General features: G+C 35.2%; 20 protein-coding genes. 13 read left to right on the forward strand and 7 right to left on the reverse strand.

Annotated elements, in window-relative coordinates:
• Positions 1 to 57 precede the first annotated feature (57 nt).
• Positions 58 to 432, forward strand: coding sequence for a TrbC/VirB2 family protein (locus ONI09_RS03755; protein ID WP_265013717.1), 375 nt, complete (start codon positions 58 to 60; stop codon positions 430 to 432).
• Here ONI09_RS03755 and ONI09_RS03760 read toward each other — a convergent pair.
• The gene (locus ONI09_RS03760; protein WP_012673123.1) at positions 408 to 1,406 is read right to left on the reverse strand and encodes a pyruvate dehydrogenase complex E1 component subunit beta; all 999 of its coding nucleotides are present in this window, start codon (positions 1,404 to 1,406) and stop codon (positions 408 to 410) included. The genes ONI09_RS03755 and ONI09_RS03760 overlap by 25 nt on opposite strands.
• A 239-nt stretch (positions 1,407 to 1,645) precedes the next feature.
• Positions 1,646 to 2,749 (reverse strand): ATP-binding protein, encoded by a 1,104-nt coding sequence (locus ONI09_RS03765; protein WP_265013718.1) that lies wholly within the window; start codon positions 2,747 to 2,749, stop codon positions 1,646 to 1,648.
• Between the two features lie 719 nt (positions 2,750 to 3,468).
• Here ONI09_RS03765 and ONI09_RS03770 point away from each other — a divergent pair.
• The 5 genes from ONI09_RS03770 to ONI09_RS03790 all read left to right on the forward strand — a co-directional run bounded on the left by ONI09_RS03770 (position 3,469) and on the right by ONI09_RS03790 (position 8,033).
• Positions 3,469 to 3,645 (forward strand): hypothetical protein, encoded by a 177-nt coding sequence (locus ONI09_RS03770; protein WP_265013719.1) that lies wholly within the window; start codon positions 3,469 to 3,471, stop codon positions 3,643 to 3,645.
• Between the two features lie 266 nt (positions 3,646 to 3,911).
• A complete protein-coding gene (locus ONI09_RS03775) occupies positions 3,912 to 5,117 on the forward strand; it encodes an MFS transporter (RefSeq protein WP_264707566.1) in 1,206 nt (401 codons plus the stop codon).
• A 249-nt stretch (positions 5,118 to 5,366) separates the two neighbouring features.
• Entirely contained in the window at positions 5,367 to 7,289 is a 1,923-nt protein-coding gene (locus ONI09_RS03780; RefSeq protein WP_265013720.1) for an ankyrin repeat domain-containing protein, read from the forward strand.
• A 3-nt stretch (positions 7,290 to 7,292) separates the two neighbouring features.
• The gene (locus ONI09_RS03785; protein WP_265013721.1) at positions 7,293 to 7,715 is read left to right on the forward strand and encodes a hypothetical protein; all 423 of its coding nucleotides are present in this window, start codon (positions 7,293 to 7,295) and stop codon (positions 7,713 to 7,715) included.
• A gap of 123 nt (positions 7,716 to 7,838) precedes the next feature.
• The gene (locus ONI09_RS03790; protein ID WP_265013722.1) at positions 7,839 to 8,033 is read left to right on the forward strand and encodes a hypothetical protein; all 195 of its coding nucleotides are present in this window, start codon (positions 7,839 to 7,841) and stop codon (positions 8,031 to 8,033) included.
• Between the two features lie 71 nt (positions 8,034 to 8,104).
• Here the strand turns inward: ONI09_RS03790 and ONI09_RS03795 are convergent, their stop codons facing one another.
• The 3 genes from ONI09_RS03795 to secG are packed head-to-tail and all read right to left on the reverse strand — an operon-like array spanning position 8,105 to position 10,462.
• The gene (locus ONI09_RS03795) at positions 8,105 to 8,512 is read right to left on the reverse strand and encodes a nucleoside deaminase (RefSeq protein ID WP_209472967.1); all 408 of its coding nucleotides are present in this window, start codon (positions 8,510 to 8,512) and stop codon (positions 8,105 to 8,107) included.
• Positions 8,513 to 8,537: 25 nt separating this feature from the next.
• The gene (locus ONI09_RS03800) at positions 8,538 to 10,142 is read right to left on the reverse strand and encodes a CTP synthase (protein ID WP_265013723.1); all 1,605 of its coding nucleotides are present in this window, start codon (positions 10,140 to 10,142) and stop codon (positions 8,538 to 8,540) included.
• Entirely contained in the window at positions 10,142 to 10,462 is a 321-nt protein-coding gene (gene secG / locus ONI09_RS03805) for a preprotein translocase subunit SecG (RefSeq protein WP_182319295.1), read from the reverse strand. The genes ONI09_RS03800 and secG overlap by 1 nt, the downstream gene beginning before the upstream one ends.
• A 144-nt stretch (positions 10,463 to 10,606) precedes the next feature.
• On the opposite strand from secG, the gene ONI09_RS03810 reads away from it, so the two are divergent.
• Positions 10,607 to 11,122, forward strand: coding sequence for a gamma carbonic anhydrase family protein (locus ONI09_RS03810; protein WP_264707561.1), 516 nt, complete (start codon positions 10,607 to 10,609; stop codon positions 11,120 to 11,122).
• A gap of 53 nt (positions 11,123 to 11,175) precedes the next feature.
• On the opposite strand, the gene ONI09_RS03815 is transcribed toward ONI09_RS03810, so the two are convergent.
• Positions 11,176 to 11,958: a hypothetical protein gene (locus ONI09_RS03815; protein WP_265013725.1), complete on the reverse strand. Its 783-nt coding sequence runs from the start codon at positions 11,956 to 11,958 to the stop codon at positions 11,176 to 11,178.
• A 259-nt stretch (positions 11,959 to 12,217) separates the two neighbouring features.
• Here ONI09_RS03815 and ONI09_RS03820 point away from each other — a divergent pair, with 259 nt between their 5' ends.
• The 5 genes from ONI09_RS03820 (at position 12,218) to ONI09_RS03840 (ending at position 19,319) form a co-directional block, all read left to right on the forward strand.
• Complete coding sequence (locus ONI09_RS03820) at positions 12,218 to 14,689, forward strand: valine--tRNA ligase (RefSeq protein ID WP_265013726.1); 2,472 nt, start codon at positions 12,218 to 12,220, stop codon at positions 14,687 to 14,689.
• A 67-nt stretch (positions 14,690 to 14,756) separates the two neighbouring features.
• A complete protein-coding gene (locus ONI09_RS03825; protein WP_265013727.1) occupies positions 14,757 to 16,319 on the forward strand; it encodes a hypothetical protein in 1,563 nt (520 codons plus the stop codon).
• 125 nt (positions 16,320 to 16,444) lie between these two features.
• Positions 16,445 to 17,767, forward strand: coding sequence for a coiled-coil domain-containing protein (locus ONI09_RS03830; RefSeq protein ID WP_265013728.1), 1,323 nt, complete (start codon positions 16,445 to 16,447; stop codon positions 17,765 to 17,767).
• Positions 17,768 to 17,797: 30 nt separating this feature from the next.
• A complete protein-coding gene (gene pyrF, locus ONI09_RS03835; protein WP_006280567.1) occupies positions 17,798 to 18,472 on the forward strand; it encodes an orotidine-5'-phosphate decarboxylase in 675 nt (224 codons plus the stop codon).
• Positions 18,473 to 18,521: 49 nt separating this feature from the next.
• Positions 18,522 to 19,319 carry a hypothetical protein gene (locus tag ONI09_RS03840; RefSeq protein WP_155968486.1) on the forward strand — a complete coding sequence of 266 codons (798 nt, stop codon included), beginning with the start codon at positions 18,522 to 18,524 and terminating at the stop codon, positions 19,317 to 19,319.
• A gap of 192 nt (positions 19,320 to 19,511) precedes the next feature.
• On the opposite strand, the gene ONI09_RS03845 is transcribed toward ONI09_RS03840, so the two are convergent.
• A complete protein-coding gene (locus ONI09_RS03845) occupies positions 19,512 to 19,679 on the reverse strand; it encodes a hypothetical protein (protein WP_265013729.1) in 168 nt (55 codons plus the stop codon).
• Between the two features lie 33 nt (positions 19,680 to 19,712).
• Between ONI09_RS03845 and ONI09_RS03850 the strand changes: the two genes are divergently transcribed.
• On the forward strand, positions 19,713 to 20,669 hold the full coding sequence (locus tag ONI09_RS03850) for an IS5 family transposase (protein ID WP_253303014.1): 957 nt from the start codon (positions 19,713 to 19,715) through the stop codon (positions 20,667 to 20,669).
• The last annotated feature ends 56 nt before the right edge of the window (positions 20,670 to 20,725 follow it).

Genomic DNA, 20,725 nt, shown 5'->3' on the forward strand with positions numbered 1-20,725 from the left:
TACTAAAAATTATAGTATTTTAGGTATAATTGCAATATCTAAATTTAAGGTATAGAGATGAACCCTAGGAAAGTTTTTAATATTCTTTTTATAGTATTATTTATTTCTTTTTCTCATGTTGGGAGTGCTGCCGCTGACACTAATACTGATACAACTGCTCAAGTAATATGTAACATTATTGGCTACGTTTGGGGAATAGGCGGACCGCTTATGACCGTAGTGATAATAGGTGCAGCTTTGCTTGCGATATTTGGTAGAATGCCATGGCCAGCTCTTTTTGCACTCGGTATATTTTGTGCTGTATTTTTCGGTGCTAAAACTATCGTCATAAAAGTAATGGGTGGTACAGGCGGCACTGGAAATACTTCTTTGATGGACCAATGCGGAATAGGAGACACAAAAAAGAACTATTTTTTTCTAAAACAGACCTGATGCACGGCTTCAACTATATCTTCCACTTGCGGTAATGCTTTTTTTTCTAGATTTGCAGCGTAAGGTAAGGGGATGTCCTTGCCAGTTACACGTACAACTGGAGCATCAAGGTAGTCAAATCCTTGTTCCATAACAACGGCTGACAGCTCTGCTCCTATTCCTGCAAATGGCCATCCTTCTTCTACACTAACTAACCTATTAGTCTTCTGAATAGAGTTAATAACAGTTTGAGTGTCAAGTGGTCTTAAGGTTCTGAGGTCAATAACTTCAGCTTCTATACCTTCACTCGAAAGTAAATCTGCTGCATTTAAGGCATCCATTAATTTTAATGAAAAAGCAGTGATAGTTACATCCTTTCCTTCCCGTATAACAGCAGCTTTGCCTATCTCAAGTAGATAATCTTTGTTTGATAGCTCAGAGTCAGAAACTTCATGCTCATGTCCATAAGCTATTTCGTTTTCTAGAAATATTACCGGATTAGGGTCACGAATTGCAGCTTTAAGCAGACCTCTGCAATCTGAGGCAAAATAGGGTGCTATTACTTTTAACCCCGGTATATGCGAATACCAAGCTGCAAAGCATTGAGAATGTTGTGCAGCAACTCTTGCTGCAGCGCCATTTGGTCCACGAAATACTATAGGGCATCCAAGTTGTCCGCCTGACATATAATTTGTTTTTGCTGCGGAATTCACAATTTGGTCAATAGCTTGCATAGAAAAATTAAAAGTCATAAACTCGACTATTGGCTTTAATCCAGCAAATGCCGCTCCAACAGCAAGGCCAGCAAATCCATGTTCGGTAATAGGCGTATCAACTACTCTGTTTTCCCCAAACTCTTTCAGTAATCCTTTCGTTACTTTATAAGCACCATCATACTCTGCAACTTCTTCACCCATGATAAGCACATCAGAGTCGTTTTGCATTTCTTCTCTAATTGCTGTACATAAAGCTTCTCTTACACTTAAGGTTGCCATTTATAAACTTTTATAGACTTTAACTAAAGTAACTATATCAGAATTACTGGGGTAAGTAAAGTGTACAAATTAAGTTTTACAAACATCATGACCAACTCATTCCAAAAAAAAATCTTCTCACGCTTGCTGTTTTTTGTTGCTGGAAATGGCTGGATTATTTAAGCTTTTAGTAATGTATGTTGTTAAATTAATAGCAATTTATTTGGAAATAACAGAAAAATTTATGATAGTTTTATACTCTAAATAGAATAAGATACTTCTGTCTGTGTCTTCACGTTTGAAACTAACCTTATTCTATCTCTTTCTTGTTCTGGACTTAACCTGTGAAGCGCGTAACTGAAATCTTCCTCACTCACTATAAGCCGTCTTTGCGCACCAGCGCTAATTTTTGCTTCATTCACTAATTGCTCTAATTCAGCCCCAGAATAGCCTTCAGTCTTGTCTGCAATGTCTTGGAGGTTTAGCTTTTCATCAGTTTTTGTACCTCGCACTCGCATATAAAGTTCCAATATCCTTTGTCTCACCTCTATGTTTGGATTAGGGACATAAACCTTCTGACCTAAACGCCCAGGTCTAATAAGTGCTGGATCTATACCACCGATAAGGTTAGTTGCACCAATTACTATTATATCTTTTCTGCTCTTAAATCCATCTATTTCAGTTAACAACTGTGTTAAACCCTCTTGACAATGGTAAGCTGAGTTATTAGCGGTACTTCTTTTTTGAGCAACTGCATCTATTTCATCTATAAAGACTATACAAGGAGAATATTTTTTTGCTATTTTAAAAAGCTCGCGTACAGCATGTGCACCATGACCAATATATACTCCAATAAGTTCAGGACCTGAGATGCTTATGAAATTCATATTTGATTCACCTGCAATTGCACGAGCGATAAGTGTTTTACCATTTCCAGGAGGGCCATGTAATATGTAACCTCTTAGTGAATTAATACTTTTATTTCCAAACAGCTTGCGCATTTCTTCTGTCATTTGGTCACAGCAAATCATCTGCAACCGTTGTTTTAAGGAGTCATCAATTATAGCATCAGCAAATGTTGTTCTTTTATCATCTGAATCAGCTAATTCTATCGATATAGGCAGCTCTACTTCCTTTAGTTTGCTGAATATTTGATCATATATAAACCAAGCAATAAAAAAGAAAACGACAAGTAACACACAAGGCATAGCTTCACTAACATAATGTGCAGCTAACTCATACCCTTTACTAAGCAACATTGTATGCATATAGGCAAACAAAAAAGCGATAGAGACAATAGTTGCCACGCATAGTAAACAGATTGAAATTCTTTTTAGTAATTCTGAAATTTCAATTTTTTTCATCTTAATACCTTATACCAATTTTAAACTAAGAATAATTTTATCTAGCTTACCTATTTTAGCTTGATTAGAGCGTTCAGAAAAATTATCAAGTACGTACTTTAATTTATTAAATACTAAAAACAACATATCACCATATTGTCACATACATCTTTAAAGTTTACCAAATTCATTTTCAAAAAACAAGATTTTATTATTAACCCGAATTCTGGATTAGATTTTAGGTAAATTATTGAAAGTCTTGAATTTTACTAAATTAGTAACTAGTCTTAAAATGCTTACTGCTTTATCGTAAGTGCTAAAACAATAAGCTATTGATATTCTTGTTTTTTTTAATCTCCAATCCAGAATTCGGGTTAAAAACGCTAACTTGTATCTTCAAGAAGTAAGACATAATAGCTCTAAAATGTCTTGCAAGGAAAGGTAAAGCTGAATGCTAACTTATGCCAGAAAGATACCGTCTTGTTTGCCTTTTTGAGTAGTATCATCTTATTTTTCCTGTAAATTTTGTTTATAACGCCTAAGATTTACGATATTTTAATCCCGGTAGAATATCTTATAAAATCAGATTATATGTTATACCTATGGAAATAGATAACTTTCAGCAATATTACAACCAAGAAGAAATGAAGACAGTAACATTAGCTCAAATTTATAAAGACTTGGTAGTAAAGATATTCGATATAGCCACAAGCAAAATGTAAGCTACTATTAATGCTATTATGGAAATAGCACCAACGATACCACCTACTATACCTACTACCAGAGGTGACGGAGTAGTAAGGCTTAATATAACAAGTGGGAGAGATATAATTGATAGTATTATAGAAATTACACCTACTGTTTTCAGAAGAGATAGAAATCCTTTTGAATCTAAGTGTTCTTTTTCCCTTAAATAATATAAAGAAAATGCTTATACACATTATAGCACAAAGTATTACTGCTGCTATTTTTATTATAGCTGCTGCTATAAGTGCTGCTAAATAAGCTATATTCATTGCAATTATCACACACCATAATAAAAAAGTCAACTCCATATGTTTAGGTTGTAAAATCCCAAAAAGCAGCCAGAATAGAATAAGCAAACATTTACGAATTGAATTTAGTGCAAACAAGGGTGTTGATATCAACCATACTCTGCAGAATCGCAATATGGTATGACTACATGCTTTTTATTGATTTGATTAACATAATCAGCAGAGAGTTTTGTTTTGCAAAAGATGTCTACAGTAACATACTGCAATTATTTGGAATTGTAGGGCTAGGTGCAATTGTAAGGCCACTTGGTGCATTCATATTTGGTCACGTTGGTGACAGGTATGGAAGGAGGATAGCATTAATAATTACTATCTTGCTAATATCGATACCATCAAGTCTCATTGCATTTATTCCAAGTCACAATCAAGTAGGTATAATTTCTACTATATTGCTTCTTGCAATCCATATAACACAAGGAATTGCACTTGGTGGTGAACAAGGAAGTTCTGTTTATCTTATAGAGCATTTATCCAGTAGGAAAGAGAACTTAGGGATGTATTTTGGAATGATGGGTTTTGGTCGCTCCATTGGTGTCTTGCTTTCTGCGGTGATAGTGATTATCTGCAAAAAAACTACTGATTTTTGTACCTGGGGTTGGAGATTGCCATTTATTTTCTCAGCTATTTTAGGATTAATTAGCGCGTATAGCATATACACATTGGGAGAAACTCCAGCATATGAAAAAAATCGAAAACAAAGAAATTTACCTGATTTGCCAATAATAGAGCTTATAAAACGCCACAAGAGAGCTCTTATACTTGCTATTTTAATATCTGTACCTGTTAATGTTGCTGTTGGATTTACCATATTTCTTCGAACTCTCGCAAAGGAAATAGCATCAGTGGATGTTTATGTAACAACATATATCAATGAAATTGTATTGATTATAACCAGTGTATTAATGCCGATATCTTCAATAGCGTTTGGAATGTTGGCTGATAAAGTTGGAAAAGAGCGCACTGCAATCTTATTTATAGCAATTACAATGGCACTGTGTTGTCCTGCGTTATCTATTGCATATTACTATAAAAATTATCTTGTGATTGCGTTGAGCGTAATGGTTCTCTCTATAATAGAAAGGGGTATAGTTCCCATAGGAATAGTTGCATCTGAACTCTTTCCTACCAATGTTAGATTTAGTGGTGTGAGCTTATCACGCAATATCTCTTATGCGTTACATGGAGGATTTACTCCTATGGTTTGTATTTGGTTGACTGTAACATTTCCTCAAACAAACCTTGCTGCTGGGCTTTATATAGTCTTCTGCTTGTTGATCAGTGTGGTAGCAATATTGCAAATAAACCCGCAAGATAAGAAATTTGATTGGTCTTAGTTTTCTCTTAAGTGTGTATTCTCCTAAGTTGAAAAAAGGTGTGAAAAATGCGCTAATCTCGCTAAATGAGAAAATTTTATTGCGGAAAAATTAGAACGATCAAAAACACATGCCATGATAAACTTTTTTATGCGTAACACTAATTTCTTATTCTATTCGTCTAAAAAAACAGTATTTCCAACTGTAAATTTAAGTCTTTACAAGCGTCACAAATATAGTATGACATAAGTTAGGCTTTATAGAGGGTATATGACAACAAATACAGAAAATAATAATAGAATTAATATAGTACGTGAACAAGCAGGAAATGCTGTTCATTCAGGTATTGCTTACTCAGACAGCACCGATAGGGAAAACAGAATTAAGCAGCTTATCAAGGAAGATTTAGATATAAATGCTACAAAAAATGGCAAAGCTATTCTAGACGTTGCTATAGAAAAAAAATGCTCATCAAAAGTTATAAGTTCATTAATAAGCAATGACAGTAGGATTGATACTATAGATGCTAGCGATCGTACTGTACTGCATAGATCTGTTAGGAATGAAAATAGAAAAGTTGTTGAGTTGTTTTTAGAAGCTAATGAAAAAGAAGTGTCTCAGCACCTGGTAGCAAGGTTTTTGCCATTGTCTATGTTATATCAAAAAATAGAAGTAAATGCTAAGGATAATGATGGTTGTACTGCTTTGGATTATGCTCAATATGGCAGTGAAATGTATAGCTTGCTGCAAAAATATGGAGCACAACATAGTGAAAAGTTTTTATACTCACGCAACCTTAATATAGGGGAATTAGATTTAAATAAACTTGTTTCTGACCATAACTACTGCTTTGATGTGCTTACAAAAGCATTAGAGATTGAGGACAGATGCGAAAAGGAAGAGGTTATAGATTGGTTGCTAAAAAATGGTGCTAACATTAATGTTAATAAAGGTGATCAAGCCCTACTGAGTGTTGCAGCTGAAAAAGGTGATGTTGAAAATGCTGTGCTATTGCTTGAAAGGGGAGCACATGAAGGAGTAAATTCTCAAGATGCTGAAGGAAGAACGTTATTACTAAATGCAATTATTCAAGATAAGTTGGGCCATGCAAAATATCTCATAAAACAAAGAGTTAACGTTAATATACCAGATAATAATGGAAATAGCTCACTACACTACGCTGTTGTCAATTTTATTAAGCAGCGCTTAATTGAATGTGATGAAACCTATACAGCTAACGCTACTTTTTATGATTTTCTTAAGAATGGTGCAGATCTCTATATCAAAAATCATGATAACCTTACAGCATTTGAATATGCTTTTCACGCAAGAATAGCTCCTAGGGAAGCTGTTTATCTATTCAAGCTATATATAGAAAGAGGTGATCAGAGTGAAAACATGCAGTTAGTAAAAAATTTCAAATTGCCTTCTGGTGAAACACCATTGGAGTATTTTTTCAACAATAAATTATTTGATAGTGCTCAATCTTGTATAGATCTAGGAGCAAATGTTTCGCATAATGGGTCATCTTTACTGATACAAGCTCTTCAGAATCGAGATATAGAAGGTATCGGGTTTCTTTTACGAAACAGAGCAGACATTCCAAATAACGCAAACATTTCAAATAATAAGAAAAACTGTAAGTTGTATTTCCAAGTAGCGGTTGGATGTGTAGCGATGTTTTCGCTTGGTATGGGAGCTGCAGCCACGTTTACTCTAATTAAAATGTCTCCGCTAGTGTTAGTAATAGTAGCTGTGACCTTCTTTTTGACTGCAATAGCATCTATGTCTCTGTTTGTATTATATAAAAAAGTAAAAGGGGAACGCAAACACGAGGTAATTGTTAATAATGCTGTATTTAACATAAGTCTAGAAGAAGCAGCTAATGATTTGTTTAGCGGGTTATCAACTATAGCAGAAAGAGGAGCAGAAGCAGGTGCACTATACCTGGAAGTAAAGGAAAAGACTGAAAGTGTAGCTAAAAAAATGACATCCAAAAAGGAATTAATTGAAGCAAGATTTCAAAATATACAAGAAAATTTCATTAATAAGTTAAGTAATTTTGAAGAACTTCAAGGTGCTAGAGATTCTAGTACTTTAAAGAAATTCTATGCTGCTGTTAAAGATGTTCTAAAGATACGCTCCAGCATTCCTATTTCCAATTTACATCTATTATCGCTTGTTTACCATTGATCATTGGAAGTATCATATGCTATTTTTCAGGCAATAACTGATCCAACTCTTGGAAGTACAATTTTAACTGCCATAAGTGAAAGAAAATTGCCTGAAGATAAGCAGTGGGCTAAGGTATTAAAAAATACAGTACCAAACTTAATAAGAAATCAAGAAGTTGTGCGGAATGTTATAGTACCAACTCTTACTGATATTTTAAAGAGCCTATCAGAATCAAGAGAAGAAAGAAAATTTATAATCTATACTCTGGTCTGCCTGAAAGAAGTGATTGATGAAGTTTATACGACATCGGTACAAGAGTCATTGTATAGGATATTAGGAGTAGAACTTGCAAATAGTCTAAATGGTATGGTACAGGCAATAAGTAACCTATTAGGCTGCTATGGACACGAAGAAGTAGAACGTGCAAGAACCGCAAATGAGTGAGATTACAGAGTAGGTAAACTTACACCTGAAGAAACACAGCAATTCGTTATAAACTTAGGAGAGAGAGTAGGATCTCTCAGGGAGTTTGAGGGTCGAGTTACAAATAAACAGTCAATTAGTAAATTGATAGATTATTGTTTGGACCCAAAACTGAATGATAGGGGAGCAGCCGCAACACTATTAAATTATATACTCACATGTACTGAAGATGGTCGTTATTTGGCCGCTGAAGCTGGTACTAATAATAATTTATCTAGCAACTCTAATGTTGTACTTATTACGCACGTGGCAACAAATCGATCTGCACAGTTAGACTAGAGGCGGCTATATGGAAAAAAGTGAAGATAGTTTCAGAGATAAGCAAGCAAATGACAATTGATAGACTTAAACTATGTTCTCAATTTCTCAAAAAAATCCTTTAACAAAAAAGAGCATTCTGTTTCTAATATCCCACCATAAACTTCAGGTATATGGCTGCAAAATTGAAATATCTTAGCACCATTTTCAATTCCTCCACCTTTTGGATTATAAGCTCCAAAGTACAATCGTTTAATTCTGGCAAAGGAAATAGCTTGAGCACACATCGGACATGGTTCTAATGTTACGTACATATCAGCATCACAAAGCGTGGGAGTTGAAAATGCTTGTCTGATCGCTAACATCTCTGCATGTGCAGTTGGATCGCTGGATATATTGTGTGCAGAAGAAATGATATTGTCTCCACTCACTATTACAGCACCTATGGGCACCTCATCATTTTTTTGAGCGAGTTTGGCTTGCTCTATGGCAAGCTCCATATATTGATACTTAAACACTAGGCACTTATTTCTTATCAATTGCTGCTTTAACGAACGACACGAAAAGAGGATGAGGAGAAAACGGCTTTGATTGAAATTCTGGATGAAACTGCACACCAATAAACCACGGATGACTCTCTAACTCCACTACCTCTATGCACGTTCCATCTTCTGATATGCCACTGCATAACAGCCCATTTTTTTCTAAGTCATCTTTATAATCTGAATTGATTATGTACCTATGCCTGTGTCTTTCTGAAATAGTAGTGTTACTATATGCATCCATCATTTTAGAGTTTGCATTTATATTACATTTGTATGCCCCAAGTCTCATGGTTCCACCAAGATCGTCATCTTGATCGCCAGCTAACTTAACGATTGGATGTTTACAGTTACGAAATTCTTCAGAGTGTGCATCTTCAAGCTTAACAACATTACGAGCAAATTCAATAATTGCAAGCTGCATACCAAGGCAAATTCCGAAAAATGGGATATTATTTGTACGGGCATAATTTATTGCTAATACTTTACCCTCTACTCCATCATCACCAAACCCCCCTGGAACAAGGATTGCATGAGAATTCTGTAATTTCTCTCCTATAAGTTTTTCATTTATAGGTTTTTCTTCCTTCTCTCTTGAGTTAACCCAATTTATCTTTACTTTGACTTTATTACTAATCGCACCATGATTTAATGCTTCAATCAGTGATTTGTATGCATCAGGGAATTCGGTGTATTTTCCCACTATAGATACAGTAACTTCCTGTGTTGGGTGCCTTATGGAATGCACTATTTGATCCCATTCAGTCAAGCTTGGTTTTGGCTTACTTAAATGAAAGTGCTCCAAAATTTGCGTATCAAGCCCACATTGGCTATACAACACCGGTAACTCATATATATGACTCACATCAGGGGCAGGTATTACATTGGATAAAGAAACATTGCAAAGCTTAGCTATTTTCTCTCTTTGATTATCGAAAATTTCTTTCTCACTGCGGCATAATATAATATCTGGTTGTAACCCCGCGGAATTTAACTCTCGAACTGAATGCTGCGTTGGTTTTGTCTTTAATTCTTGCGCTGCGGTAAGATATGGTATTAAAGTTAAGTGAATCAGGATAACTCTTTGTTTTCCTAATGTGTAGTTAACTTGGCGTATAGCCTCCAAAAATGGTTGGCTTTCAATGTCACCTACAGTTCCGCCTATTTCACATATTACAAAATCTAAACCTTCCGTACCATTAAAAATGAACGATTTGATCAAATCTGTCACATGAGGAATGACTTGCACAGTTTTGCCCAGATAATCACCACGCCTCTCTTTCTTCAATAACTCATGATATATCTTACCAGTTGTTATATTGTCATCTTTTGTTGCTTTAATTCCAGTAAAACGCTCATAATGCCCAAGATCCAAATCAGTTTCAGCACCATCCTCGGTAACAAATACCTCTCCGTGCTGAGTTGGGTTCATTGTCCCAGGATCAATGTTGAGATACGGGTCAAGTTTTCTGATACGGATCTTAAAACCGTGAGCTTGAAGAAGCGCACCAACGCTTGAAGCAACTAAGCCTTTACCAAGCGATGACACAACTCCACCTGTGACAAAGATAAATTTAGCTTCCTTCATTAATTTTCAAATGGAACAGAAGTAGGTTCACTTTCTTGCTTTTTTTCTAATATAATTTTTTCTGCGATCGATTTTTTATGTACGTCTTTTGAACATAATCCTGACAATAGCAATGTGTTTATAATAAACAATCCAGCAACAATAGCCGTTATTCTGCTGAGCGGGTTTTCAGAAGATTTCACCGGAATCATCGAATTGACCCCCTGTTGTGCATTACTAAAACCACTTAACGAACTACTTCCAGGTGGCTGCAAGAGCACTAAAATTACTAACACAACAACCAATATTATTTGAAATATACTTAATACCGCTACTGACATTATAGATAGGGCTGAAAATAAAAATTTTAGCAGTACAAAGCACGTAAGTCAAGAACATCTGTCACCCAAATAGCTTGAAACCTAAGTATGTATTTACTGCCTACCTTATTTTGATTAACATATGCATAAGACTTTGGGCTTAATATGTATCACATTTTAAAATACAAAGATTATGAACCAAAAATAGACGAAAGTGCTTTCATCGCAGGTGGTTCGCATATCATAGGTAAGGTTGAAATAGGAAGAAATGCGAGCATCTGGTTTAATTGTGTAATCAGAGGGGACGTTGGATCAATAAAAATAGGTGATGGAACAAATATTCAAGATGGAACGGTAATTCATGTGGATAGAAACCCAGGTGGTGACACAATTATTGGCAGCATGGTAACAGTGGGACATTTTTGTATGTTGCACGCATGCACGGTGCATGATAAAGCGTTTATTGGTATGGGCTCTACCGTGATGGACCATGCAGTTGTGGAGTCTGAAGCTATGGTAGCTGCTGGCTCACTGGTAACACACGGAAAAGTGATAAAAAGTAGAGAAATATGGGCTGGCAGGCCAGCAAAATTCTTCAAAAAAATGTCAAATGAAGAAATTAAACATATTACACAATCAGCACAAAATTATATTATGCTAATGAAGGAATACAAAAACTGAAGTTCGCGTCAAGTGCTTTACTTGACACGTACGTCTCAGCTCAACAAACTGTGTTAAGCTACCTTGTTTTTTCCCCCACTTACTTCTTGTGCTTTTGCCCCATCTACTTGAGTACTAGGTAATGCTGCATATGTAATACCACCGGCTACGAGTGCAGATGCTACTGCTATACCAACCATTACCCAAATATCTAATCTCACTGTACGTTCAAGTGCAGTAAATGCTATCAGTCCAGCAGCAAGACCCATACCAACAGTAGCAGTGTACCGTGCTCCATTGCCTTGTTTTAGTTGTTGAATTTTTTTGTTTTCAGCTTCTAATTCTTTACTTTCCTTCTTTAGCTTGTCAACTTCTTTCTCTTTAGCTTGTAACTGTTGCTGTAAGTCCGCAACTTCTTGTGTATTTTGTTGAGCTTTTAATGCTGTTATTTCCTCGTCTTTAGCTTGTAACTGTTGCTGTAAGTCCGCAACTTCTTGTGTATTTTGTTGAGCTTTTAATGCTATTATTTCCTCGTCTTTCTCCTTTAACTGCTGCTTACTCCGTTGTAGTCTTTTACTTGCTGATCTTTTTCCTTTTCCTTTTTTTAACTCAGTAACACCTTCTTGCTCATTAACAAGATCTTTACTTGATGACGTGCTACTACTAAAACCAACTCTTCGATCATCTTCATTGTTCGACATAACCTCATCATTACTGATATTACCAGCATCGTTTTCTGATGTTTCTTGTCCTGTGCTATCATCCAACACTGCTGTGGTTGCCTCAGTTGCCGTACCTTCAGTTTGTGCAGCAAGTACTTCAGGTGAAGAATTTTGATTTTCATTTGAGTTCAACATATTAAACCTCAATATATATAATTAACATTACATAATACCCTTAGAACCTAAGATCAAGTAATATTTTTATCATAGCATAGAAAATTTATGTTCGTAAACAAAAAATTTTGGCGTAAAATTGCCGTATTTACTTAATTGTGCTATAGCTAAAGTAATTTAGGTTTACCGACCATCGTCATTCCGCTCCTTGTTAGCGGGATCTAGGGATACCGCGGCGGTATAACGTTGCTAGCTTAAGGTTTAAAATTGAGAAATATTTATGTTAAAAGAAAAATACGGCTTTAAAGAAGTTGAAGACAAATACAACATATTATGGGAAGGTAGTAAAGTTTATAAATGGAATGGTGAAAAGGATAACACTTTCACTATAGACACACCTCCACCGACAATATCGGGAAAACTCCATATTGGCCATATATTTAGCTATTGCCACACGGACTTTATTGCAAGGTTTCAGCGCATGCTGGGAAAAGATGTGTTTTACCCAATTGGGTTTGATGATAATGGGCTTCCCACTGAAAGATTGGTTGAGCAAACCTATAAAACCCGCGCAAAAGAAGTTGGTAGGGAAAAATTTATAGAGATGTGCCATGAGGTTATTGAAAAATCAAAGCAAGAATTCAAGGAACTATTTAAATCGGTCGGCATTAGTTATGACTGGGATTTGGAATATCACACGATCAGCAAGGAAACTGTGACGCTTTCACAGATGTCGTTTATTGATCTATATAACAAGGGATATGCATATAGAAAAATGCAGCCTATCCTTTGGGACCCGGTTGATAAAACAGCAATTGCGCAAGCAGAAATAGAAGATAAAGTTTTTGAGTCATCCTTAAACACGATAGTTTTCTCTACTCAAGAAAATGAGCAGATCAATATTGCAACTACGCGACCTGAACTACTTCCAGCATGCGTTGCAGTTTTTTGTCATCCAGAGGATACGCGCTACACTCATCTGATCGGAAAAACAGCGGTAGTGCCAATAACAGAGGAGAAAGTTCCAATAATAGCAGATGATAAGGTTAAAATAGATAAAGGTACCGGGCTTGTTATGTGTTGTACATTCGGTGGTGAACTCGACATATATTGGCAGCAAAAGCATAACCTGCCGATGAAAATTATCATCGATCAGGATGGGAGGATGAACCTAGATGATGTCATTCCACCACACCCCGGCGTCATGAAAGTAGCTGACACTGGAATCTACGATGAAATAAATGGATTGAAAGTTACAGCAGCAAGAAAGAGGATGATTGAAATCTCGAGTGGAAAAGGACTTTTGATAGAAAGCACTAACATTTCTCATTCTGTTAAGTGCGCAGAAAGATCTGGTGCATCACTTGAGATATTACCTACTTATCAATGGTTTATCAAGACTTTAGAGCAAAAAGCTCAAGTATTAGATAAAGTAAAAGAATGCAATTGGCACCCAAGCAATATGCGTAAACGTATGGAAGTGTGGATAGAAGGGCTAAATTGGGACTGGTGCATCTCAAGGCAGCGCTATTTTGGTGTGCCATTTCCAGCGTGGTATTCCAAGCGTAAAGGAGAAGAGGGCAAAATCATCCTAGCTGAAATAAATGCCCTACCTATAGATCCATCGAAAGATTTACCAAAAGGGTATAGCAAAGAAGAGATTATCCCAGATCAAGATGTAATGGATACTTGGGCCACAAGTTCAATTACTCCTCAACTGAGTGCACTGGCAGTAAACAGTGAGTTTAGCTTACCAAATCATCGCTATGATACGATATTTCCTGCAGATCTGCGCAGCCAGAGCCATGAGATAATCAGAACTTGGGCTTTTTATACTATTTTAAAGGCACATTATCATGCAAATTCTTTACCTTGGAAAAACATTATGATCAGCGGTTGGTGTTTAACCGATGATAAGAAAAAGATGAGTAAATCAAAGGGTAACATCATCACTCCTCATGTAATACTTGAAACTTATGGAGCTGATGTAGTGCGCTATTGGGCAGCGAACTCAAGGCTTGGAGTTGATACAGTCTACTCTGAAAATATATTCAAAATTGGCAAGCGCCTCGTTACAAAACTTTGGAACGCTAGCAAGTTTGTTTCCATGTTCATGGAAAAGCATCAAACAGTAAGCATAAATTCCATCAGTGAGACGATGGATAAATGGATACTGTCTAAGCTGTACAAAGTAATAGGTAGAGCAACGAATAACCTATTACAGTTTGAATACTGCGAAGCTTTGAGTGCAGTAGAAGAATTTTTTTGGAAGGATTTTTGTGATAACTACTTGGAATTAGTAAAAAAACGCGCGTACGGAAGCAGTGAAGCAACCTTCAGTGTAAAACAAAGTTTGGCATATGTACTGAATATTATTTTGCGGTTATTTGCACCTTTCTTGCCTTACATTACAGAAGAGATATACCACCAGTTGTATAGTTATAATTCTGTACACAATCAAAGTAATTGGCCGAGCAAAGAAGAACTTATCTACGATAAATATTCAGAGGAAATGGGAGATAATGTTATTCAGATATTAAACATTATTAGAAAGATGAAGGCAGATAATAATGTATCAGTTAAGCATCTGATAAAAAAGTTGATGATAAAAGCGAGCGTACAAGAGGATAAGTTGGATCAATCCGCACAGGATGATTTGCAGGCAGTGTGCAATGCGGAAACGATAGAGTGGATGCAGTATGAGCTTGAAACTGAAGACGGGAAATACATAGTGAATATAGACTTATACTGATTTTTATAGCTTCACTTCCTTTGATATCTATGCTATCATAGTCATTATTGGTTGTGAGGGAATAATAATGGGGGATTTATATAATAAAGCCAATGCACCATATCTTATAGCTGGTGCTCTTGCTACTTTGGTATTGCTTGCGTCTGGGACACTTGCTGTTGCCCCTTATGTTAAGTTCTTGTCTTCAGTTGCAGCCTTTAATGTAGCTCTTCCTGTTGCTTTGAGTTTGTCTATACTTTCTATTTTGGTGCTTGCACTTTCATGTAAAATAATTAGTAATAATAAGAAAAGAGAGGTTGAGAAAAATAAATTTGCTGAAAAAGAGCAAGAGTTAGAAAGCGTAAAACAACAATCAGAGAGTAAGGTACAAGAGTTAGAAAGTAAAATAGCTCTGGGAGAAAAAGCTAAAGAAGCTGTAAATAAAGAAGTGAAGGAATTAAAAGATCAATTAACTCGAGAAAAGCAAGATTTGGAAAGCGAAATTGCAGGGTTAAATAAGGAAATAGAGCAGTTAAAGACACAACAAGATGATGCACAGCAAAAATTAGATGATGCTACAAAAGAGTTAAATAATAAAGGTAATCAAATCCGAGAATTAGAGGGTAAGATAGGTGCCCTTAATAATAAGAACAAAGATTTACACGATGAAAATACAGAATTGAGTGCAAAAGTAAAAGGTCAGTTAAAACATAAGGAGGAGATGCTTTCTCTTGAACACCAAGAGTTACGTGATGAAAATACAAGATTGAATGAAAGAGTAGATTCTTTAATGGAGGAATTGTGTCAATGCAAATTAGAAAGTGAAAAGAATAAGTTATGTTTAAAGTCAGAATATGAAGATGAGTTACGCTTAAGATTGGAATATGAAGATGAATTAAACTTGGAATTAGAACATAAAAGTAGGGAAGCTTCTTCTCTGCATACTCAATTAACTATGTTAAGAAAAAAAGTAGAAGTAGAAGAAGTAAAACAATTAAAAACTTTAGAATCGGAAGAACAACATGAGAGCTCAGAAAGCGACATAGAAGAATTAGAGAAGAAGTTATGCCAGTCGAAAAAGGAAAAGAAAGAATTAGAAGGTAAAGTTAGTGATGAACGTCAAAAGCGCACTGATCTTGAAAGTAAAGTTGATAAATTGTGTACAAAGGAGAAAGAGTACTTATCTAAAATTGAGGAGCTGAAAAAGGAGTTATTATCTTTACAAAAAGAAGAGAAAGAATCTGATAACAGATTAACAACAGTGAAGGATGATCACGATAATAAGGTGAAAGAATTAAACAGTTCACTTTTGGAGCAATCCTCTCAAATAGAACAACTTCAAGAAGATTTGTCGAAAAAGAAACAAGAAGAAGTGCTTTTTTTGCAACAGACGATAGAGTATATAACAGATGAGGTAGAAAAATTAGTAAGGGAAAATGAAGTGATCAGAGATGATGATAAAAAAGTAATATTACAAGTGATTCAAGCAATAAAGTCCGTGTTAGTAGAAGAAGTTGCACAATATTTGCCAGGCGAAACGTCTGTTCCTTCATTTGTGGAAGATCCTGGATATACCAGTGGACGTTCTACCCCGACCAACAGCTGCCACACATTTTTAGTACAGTTGTACACTGGATACATAAAACCTTAGCCATTTTTAGCTAGTAGACTGAAAATGGGAAGTTTGTTGTAGGTGCAGCACTATAATTCCTCCACAGATAAGAGAATTTTAATAAATATATACAAGACTGCTGAACGTGGGGGAGGAGGGGAGTAATGAGCAATTTGCTTAGTGAGGCTAATGCATTTTATTTTGTAGCTAGTTCCTTAGCTACTCTTACGTTACTTACATCTTTAGCGCTTATTGTAACTTCTAATGTGCCTCTTCCTCTAACTCTCGCTTTAGCTGCATTATCTGTTTTGGTGCTTGCACTTTTATATAAAATAATTCGTAATAATAAGAAAATAGAGATTGAGAGAAATAAATTCGCTCAAAAAGAGCAAGAGTTGGAAAATAAAATAACTCTAGGAAAGGAAGCTGAAGAAGCTGCAAACAAAGAAGTGAAGAATCAATTACATGAATTAACTCGAGAAAAGCAAAATTTAGACAAGAGAGCAAAAAAATTGAATCAGAAAGTAAATGAGTCAGAAGTTGAGAGAGAATCTCTTCTTGAAGAAAAAAAATCTTTAGAGAAAAAATTAGAAACAGCAAAGAATCGTACGTTTGAAATAGACAGTGAATTGGACAAAACAAGAAAGGAAATAGGTAAGCTTAATGAGCAGGAAGAGAAATTAAAACTTGAAATCTCATGTTTGAAGAAACAGTTGGAAGAAAGAAGTAGATTTATTGCAAAGCTGAAGATGGAAGTGGATGATAATAAACATTTAGAGCTAGAGAATAAGGGGTTGAATGATAGAATAGAAACGTTACGTGAAGTACAAAAGGCACTACGTGAGAAAAAACATGAACTTAGTGAAAAAGTAGAGGCATTGAATAAGGAAAAAAATAAACTTTCTAAAGAAGTAGAGGAATTACGTGAAGAACAAGAAAGGCTGCATGCAAACTTAGATAAGCTACAATGTAAAATTAAAGAGGTCAACAAAGAAAAGAAAAATTTATCTAAAGAATTAAAAGAGAAATTTGAAGAGTTAGATGAAGCAAATGGTTTAATTAAAAATCAATCTTTTGAGTTAGATGGGATAAGAAAAGATTGTAATAATGAAGTAAAAAGTTTAAGAAATTCACTTTTAGAACGAGACAGTCAAATAGAAGATTTTTTGAAAGAGAAAGAAAAACAAGTGAATTTTGCGCAACTGTTGATAAGATGCGTAACAGACAATATAGAAGAACCAATAAGAAATAATGATGGAAAAGCAATATTAGATATGATTCAAATATTAAAGTCTGCGTTACAAGGAGAAATTGCACGGCTTTTGCCAGACGAAACGCCTTCTTCTTCGCTGGAAGGTCTTGGATATGAATCATTATTTGTCAGTCGCTCATCCACCCCGACCAAGTTGCCAAATTCACTATTGACAGAATCTTATGAACGCAGTCAGTTCAATCAGAGTGAAAGTATTTGCAAAACACAACAATGAGTCTTATTATAAGACAAATCATGCAAGATAATGAACCCAATAATATGCGCACTGGATACACAAGACTTAAATAAGGCTATTTCTCTAGCTAATGCTCTGCGTGGTAAAGTTGGTATGGTAAAGCTGGGATTAGAATTTTTTGCTGCTCAAGGTCTTTCTGGAGTGCAAGAAGTTGCAAAATGCAATGTACCAATTTTTTTAGATCTGAAATTGCATGACATTCCAAACACTGTAGCCAAAACAGTTGAAGTAATAAAAGTTCTGAACATTGAAATGTTAACTCTGCACATCAGCGGTGGAACAAAAATGCTTGAAGAAGCGCTAAGTGTAGTGCAAGGCACAAAAATAAAGCTGATTGGAGTGACAGTGCTAACTAGTATGAGCAATGAGGATTTAAACGAGCTTGGAGTAGCAAGAGAGGCAAAATCACAGGTAATTTTGCTTGCAAAGCTTGCAAAAAAGATTGGACTCCATGGAGTAGTCTGTTCTGCACTAGAAGCTCAAGAAGTGCGCCGAGAATGCGGTGAAGACTTTAAAATTATTACTCCAGGAATTCGTATAGATCCAGGTCATGACGACCAAAAAAGAACAGCAACACCAAAAGAAGCAATAAATTCAGGAGCTGATTATATCGTCATTGGCAGACCCATTACAAAAACTACAAGTAGTGCGGAGCTAATATTGAAATCCATGAAAGAATTTTAATATAATAACTTAATTTATAAAAATACTAACATATTAATTAGGAATAAGCATGAGTAATATCAATAGAATAATACGCGAAGTAATCAAGGAATTCCGCTCAAAATTACCAGATAAGGAAATAGAGGAATATTCTGGCAAATTGAATAAGCTACATATCTACCAGTGCAATAAGCATATAATAGAAAATAAGAAGCTATATCATTATACAATAAATGGGAAAACCCATGCTATGGGTCAGCATGGGCATAATTTTGTCAAGAGTTTAGAAGTTATCTTGAGGAATAAGCCACAAATTTCCTTAGAAGAGGTAATTGATTTTATGGAAAAAATAATTAATTTTGGTATTGATAGTTGTTATGGAGCATTTGAGATGATATTTGAATCTCGCTCTGGTGTTACAATAGATGATGCAGTTAATTTTGTAAAAGATAGCTTATCTAGTAAATTTTATAGATTCCATGGCAGTGGGATTTTCAAAGTAATATTAGAACTTAATCCAGAGAGCTCTCTTGAAGAGATAGAGAAACAATTTAGCAAAGTAGTAGATCCTTACTTTCTTAATGCTTGGAGTCGAGAAAGTGAAAGGGCTTTTGCTAAGATATGTAGGTTATGTAGAGAAGGACATGTGGAGAATATGCAGAAATTTGATTTTAGCAATTTTAATTTAGATCAAGATAGTGCTGGAGCATTAAGAGCACTGTTACAGTATTGTGTTGACGTTTCTAATCAAAAAGCTTTAGGTGATTCACATGAATTGCATAGAGAAGAGATGGAGGGGATATATAAATTTGATGATAATTACGATTTAAATTTAGATAGTGATCATAATGATAGTATCTGGCATTGAAATTATACTACAATAATAAAATAACTGGATAAAAATTATCACCAAAAAAATTCAAAAAAGTGCTTGACATAAAAGAACGAACATTATATAGTGTCATTATCTTTTATTTTACCTCGCTTAATTTAATTACTGGATTAAGCTTACAGTGCTGAGCGTGGCACAAAGTGCCACGCTATTTTTCGGTTTACATTTTCAACAGATAAAAAATGATGCCATTTCAGTGCCAAGCACATAACTGTACGAACATTCATTTTTAAAGGTAAATTGCACAACAGATGATGTCATTCCAGTGCTTGACACTGGAATGGCTTTGTTGCATCGCTCAAGTGAAAAGAACTGGCAGTTACTGACAAAATTCATTATAAATAGCCATTTAACTGTTGAAGAAAAAATATGCCACAAAAAATGAGAGTCAGTAACTGCCATGAATATAACAAATTTCTCCAAGAAAGAGGAAGCATTTTTTGTTATATCAATGACGCCATAGAAAATTGGTACGAGAATTGTCCAAAAATGCAGGGCGGCAACTATATTTATAGTGATAAAGTTGTGATTTTGGTGCATATAATCGTCAGTTTCTTTAGAATTGGTTTAAGACAAACAGTCGGGTTTATAAAAGGGTACTTGCAACAAATAGGAAGAGATTTGGCAGTTATCAGCTATTCACAAGCATCAAGAAGGTTTAAGAAACTTAATATTAAGATAAATGATTGCAGAATTGATAAAAATAATATGGAAGATATCGAAATTGCTATAGACAGTACAGGAATTAGTATATACAACAACACTCCTGGTCACAGCAAGGAAAATAGCACTGACAGAAAATATCGTGGCTATGAGCAAACGAGAAAATTGCACGTAATGTTGAATATAAACAACAAAAAAGCCATAGCTGTAAAATACAGTAATGGTGTCTACTCTGATCACTATGGAGCTTGTGATTTGCTAAAAGAAGTTGATTTTCAGCATGCCATAAAAGCACTATATGCAGATAGAGCATGTGATAGGCACAAGTTTTATAAGTTGTGTAACAAATATGATATAAAGACAAAAATTCCACCAATAAACAATGCGGCAGAACATCCAGAAATAGATTATATGTCTGACAGGAATGCTGCTATTAGGTTAATAAAATTATACGGTGAAGATGGCATGAAAGAATGGAAAAAAGAAGTAAATTATGGGAAAAGATCTTATATTGAAGGGTTTTTCTCAAGATTAAAGCAAATATTCGGATTTAGTTTTAGGAATAAATCTGAGATAAATCGAGAAAAAGAACTGCTAATCAAATGCTATTTGCTTAATAAATTCACTGATATTGGTATGGCTAAATTTGAAATAGTTACATGAATTTACCATAAATCACCATCTCATAAAGTGTGATGCAACAAAGCCCACTGGAATCC

Origin of the sequence: Wolbachia endosymbiont of Drosophila pseudotakahashii (genome assembly GCF_026015925.1) — a bacterium.
GTDB classification, from domain to species: domain Bacteria; phylum Pseudomonadota; class Alphaproteobacteria; order Rickettsiales; family Anaplasmataceae; genus Wolbachia; species Wolbachia pipientis.

Coding starts and splice junctions, on each gene's coding strand:
- ONI09_RS03765 (WP_265013718.1), bottom strand. CDS start 2,749: ATGAAAAAAATTGAAATTTCAGAATTACTAAAAAGAATTTCAATCTGT.
- ONI09_RS03830 (WP_265013728.1), top strand. CDS start 16,445: ATGAGCAATTTGCTTAGTGAGGCTAATGCATTTTATTTTGTAGCTAGT.
- secG (WP_182319295.1), bottom strand. CDS start 10,462: ATGTCAGTAGCGGTATTAAGTATATTTCAAATAATATTGGTTGTTGTG.
- pyrF (WP_006280567.1), top strand. CDS start 17,798: ATGAACCCAATAATATGCGCACTGGATACACAAGACTTAAATAAGGCT.
- ONI09_RS03810 (WP_264707561.1), top strand. CDS start 10,607: ATGTATCACATTTTAAAATACAAAGATTATGAACCAAAAATAGACGAA.
- ONI09_RS03845 (WP_265013729.1), bottom strand. CDS start 19,679: ATGAATTTTGTCAGTAACTGCCAGTTCTTTTCACTTGAGCGATGCAAC.
- ONI09_RS03840 (WP_155968486.1), top strand. CDS start 18,522: ATGAGTAATATCAATAGAATAATACGCGAAGTAATCAAGGAATTCCGC.
- ONI09_RS03800 (WP_265013723.1), bottom strand. CDS start 10,142: ATGAAGGAAGCTAAATTTATCTTTGTCACAGGTGGAGTTGTGTCATCG.
- ONI09_RS03795 (WP_209472967.1), bottom strand. CDS start 8,512: ATGGAGCTTGCCATAGAGCAAGCCAAACTCGCTCAAAAAAATGATGAG.
- ONI09_RS03815 (WP_265013725.1), bottom strand. CDS start 11,958: ATGTTGAACTCAAATGAAAATCAAAATTCTTCACCTGAAGTACTTGCT.
- ONI09_RS03850 (WP_253303014.1), top strand. CDS start 19,713: ATGCCACAAAAAATGAGAGTCAGTAACTGCCATGAATATAACAAATTT.
- ONI09_RS03825 (WP_265013727.1), top strand. CDS start 14,757: ATGGGGGATTTATATAATAAAGCCAATGCACCATATCTTATAGCTGGT.
- ONI09_RS03755 (WP_265013717.1), top strand. CDS start 58: ATGAACCCTAGGAAAGTTTTTAATATTCTTTTTATAGTATTATTTATT.
- ONI09_RS03820 (WP_265013726.1), top strand. CDS start 12,218: ATGTTAAAAGAAAAATACGGCTTTAAAGAAGTTGAAGACAAATACAAC.
- ONI09_RS03775 (WP_264707566.1), top strand. CDS start 3,912: ATGCTTTTTATTGATTTGATTAACATAATCAGCAGAGAGTTTTGTTTT.
- ONI09_RS03780 (WP_265013720.1), top strand. CDS start 5,367: ATGACAACAAATACAGAAAATAATAATAGAATTAATATAGTACGTGAA.
- ONI09_RS03760 (WP_012673123.1), bottom strand. CDS start 1,406: ATGGCAACCTTAAGTGTAAGAGAAGCTTTATGTACAGCAATTAGAGAA.
- ONI09_RS03770 (WP_265013719.1), top strand. CDS start 3,469: ATGGAAATAGCACCAACGATACCACCTACTATACCTACTACCAGAGGT.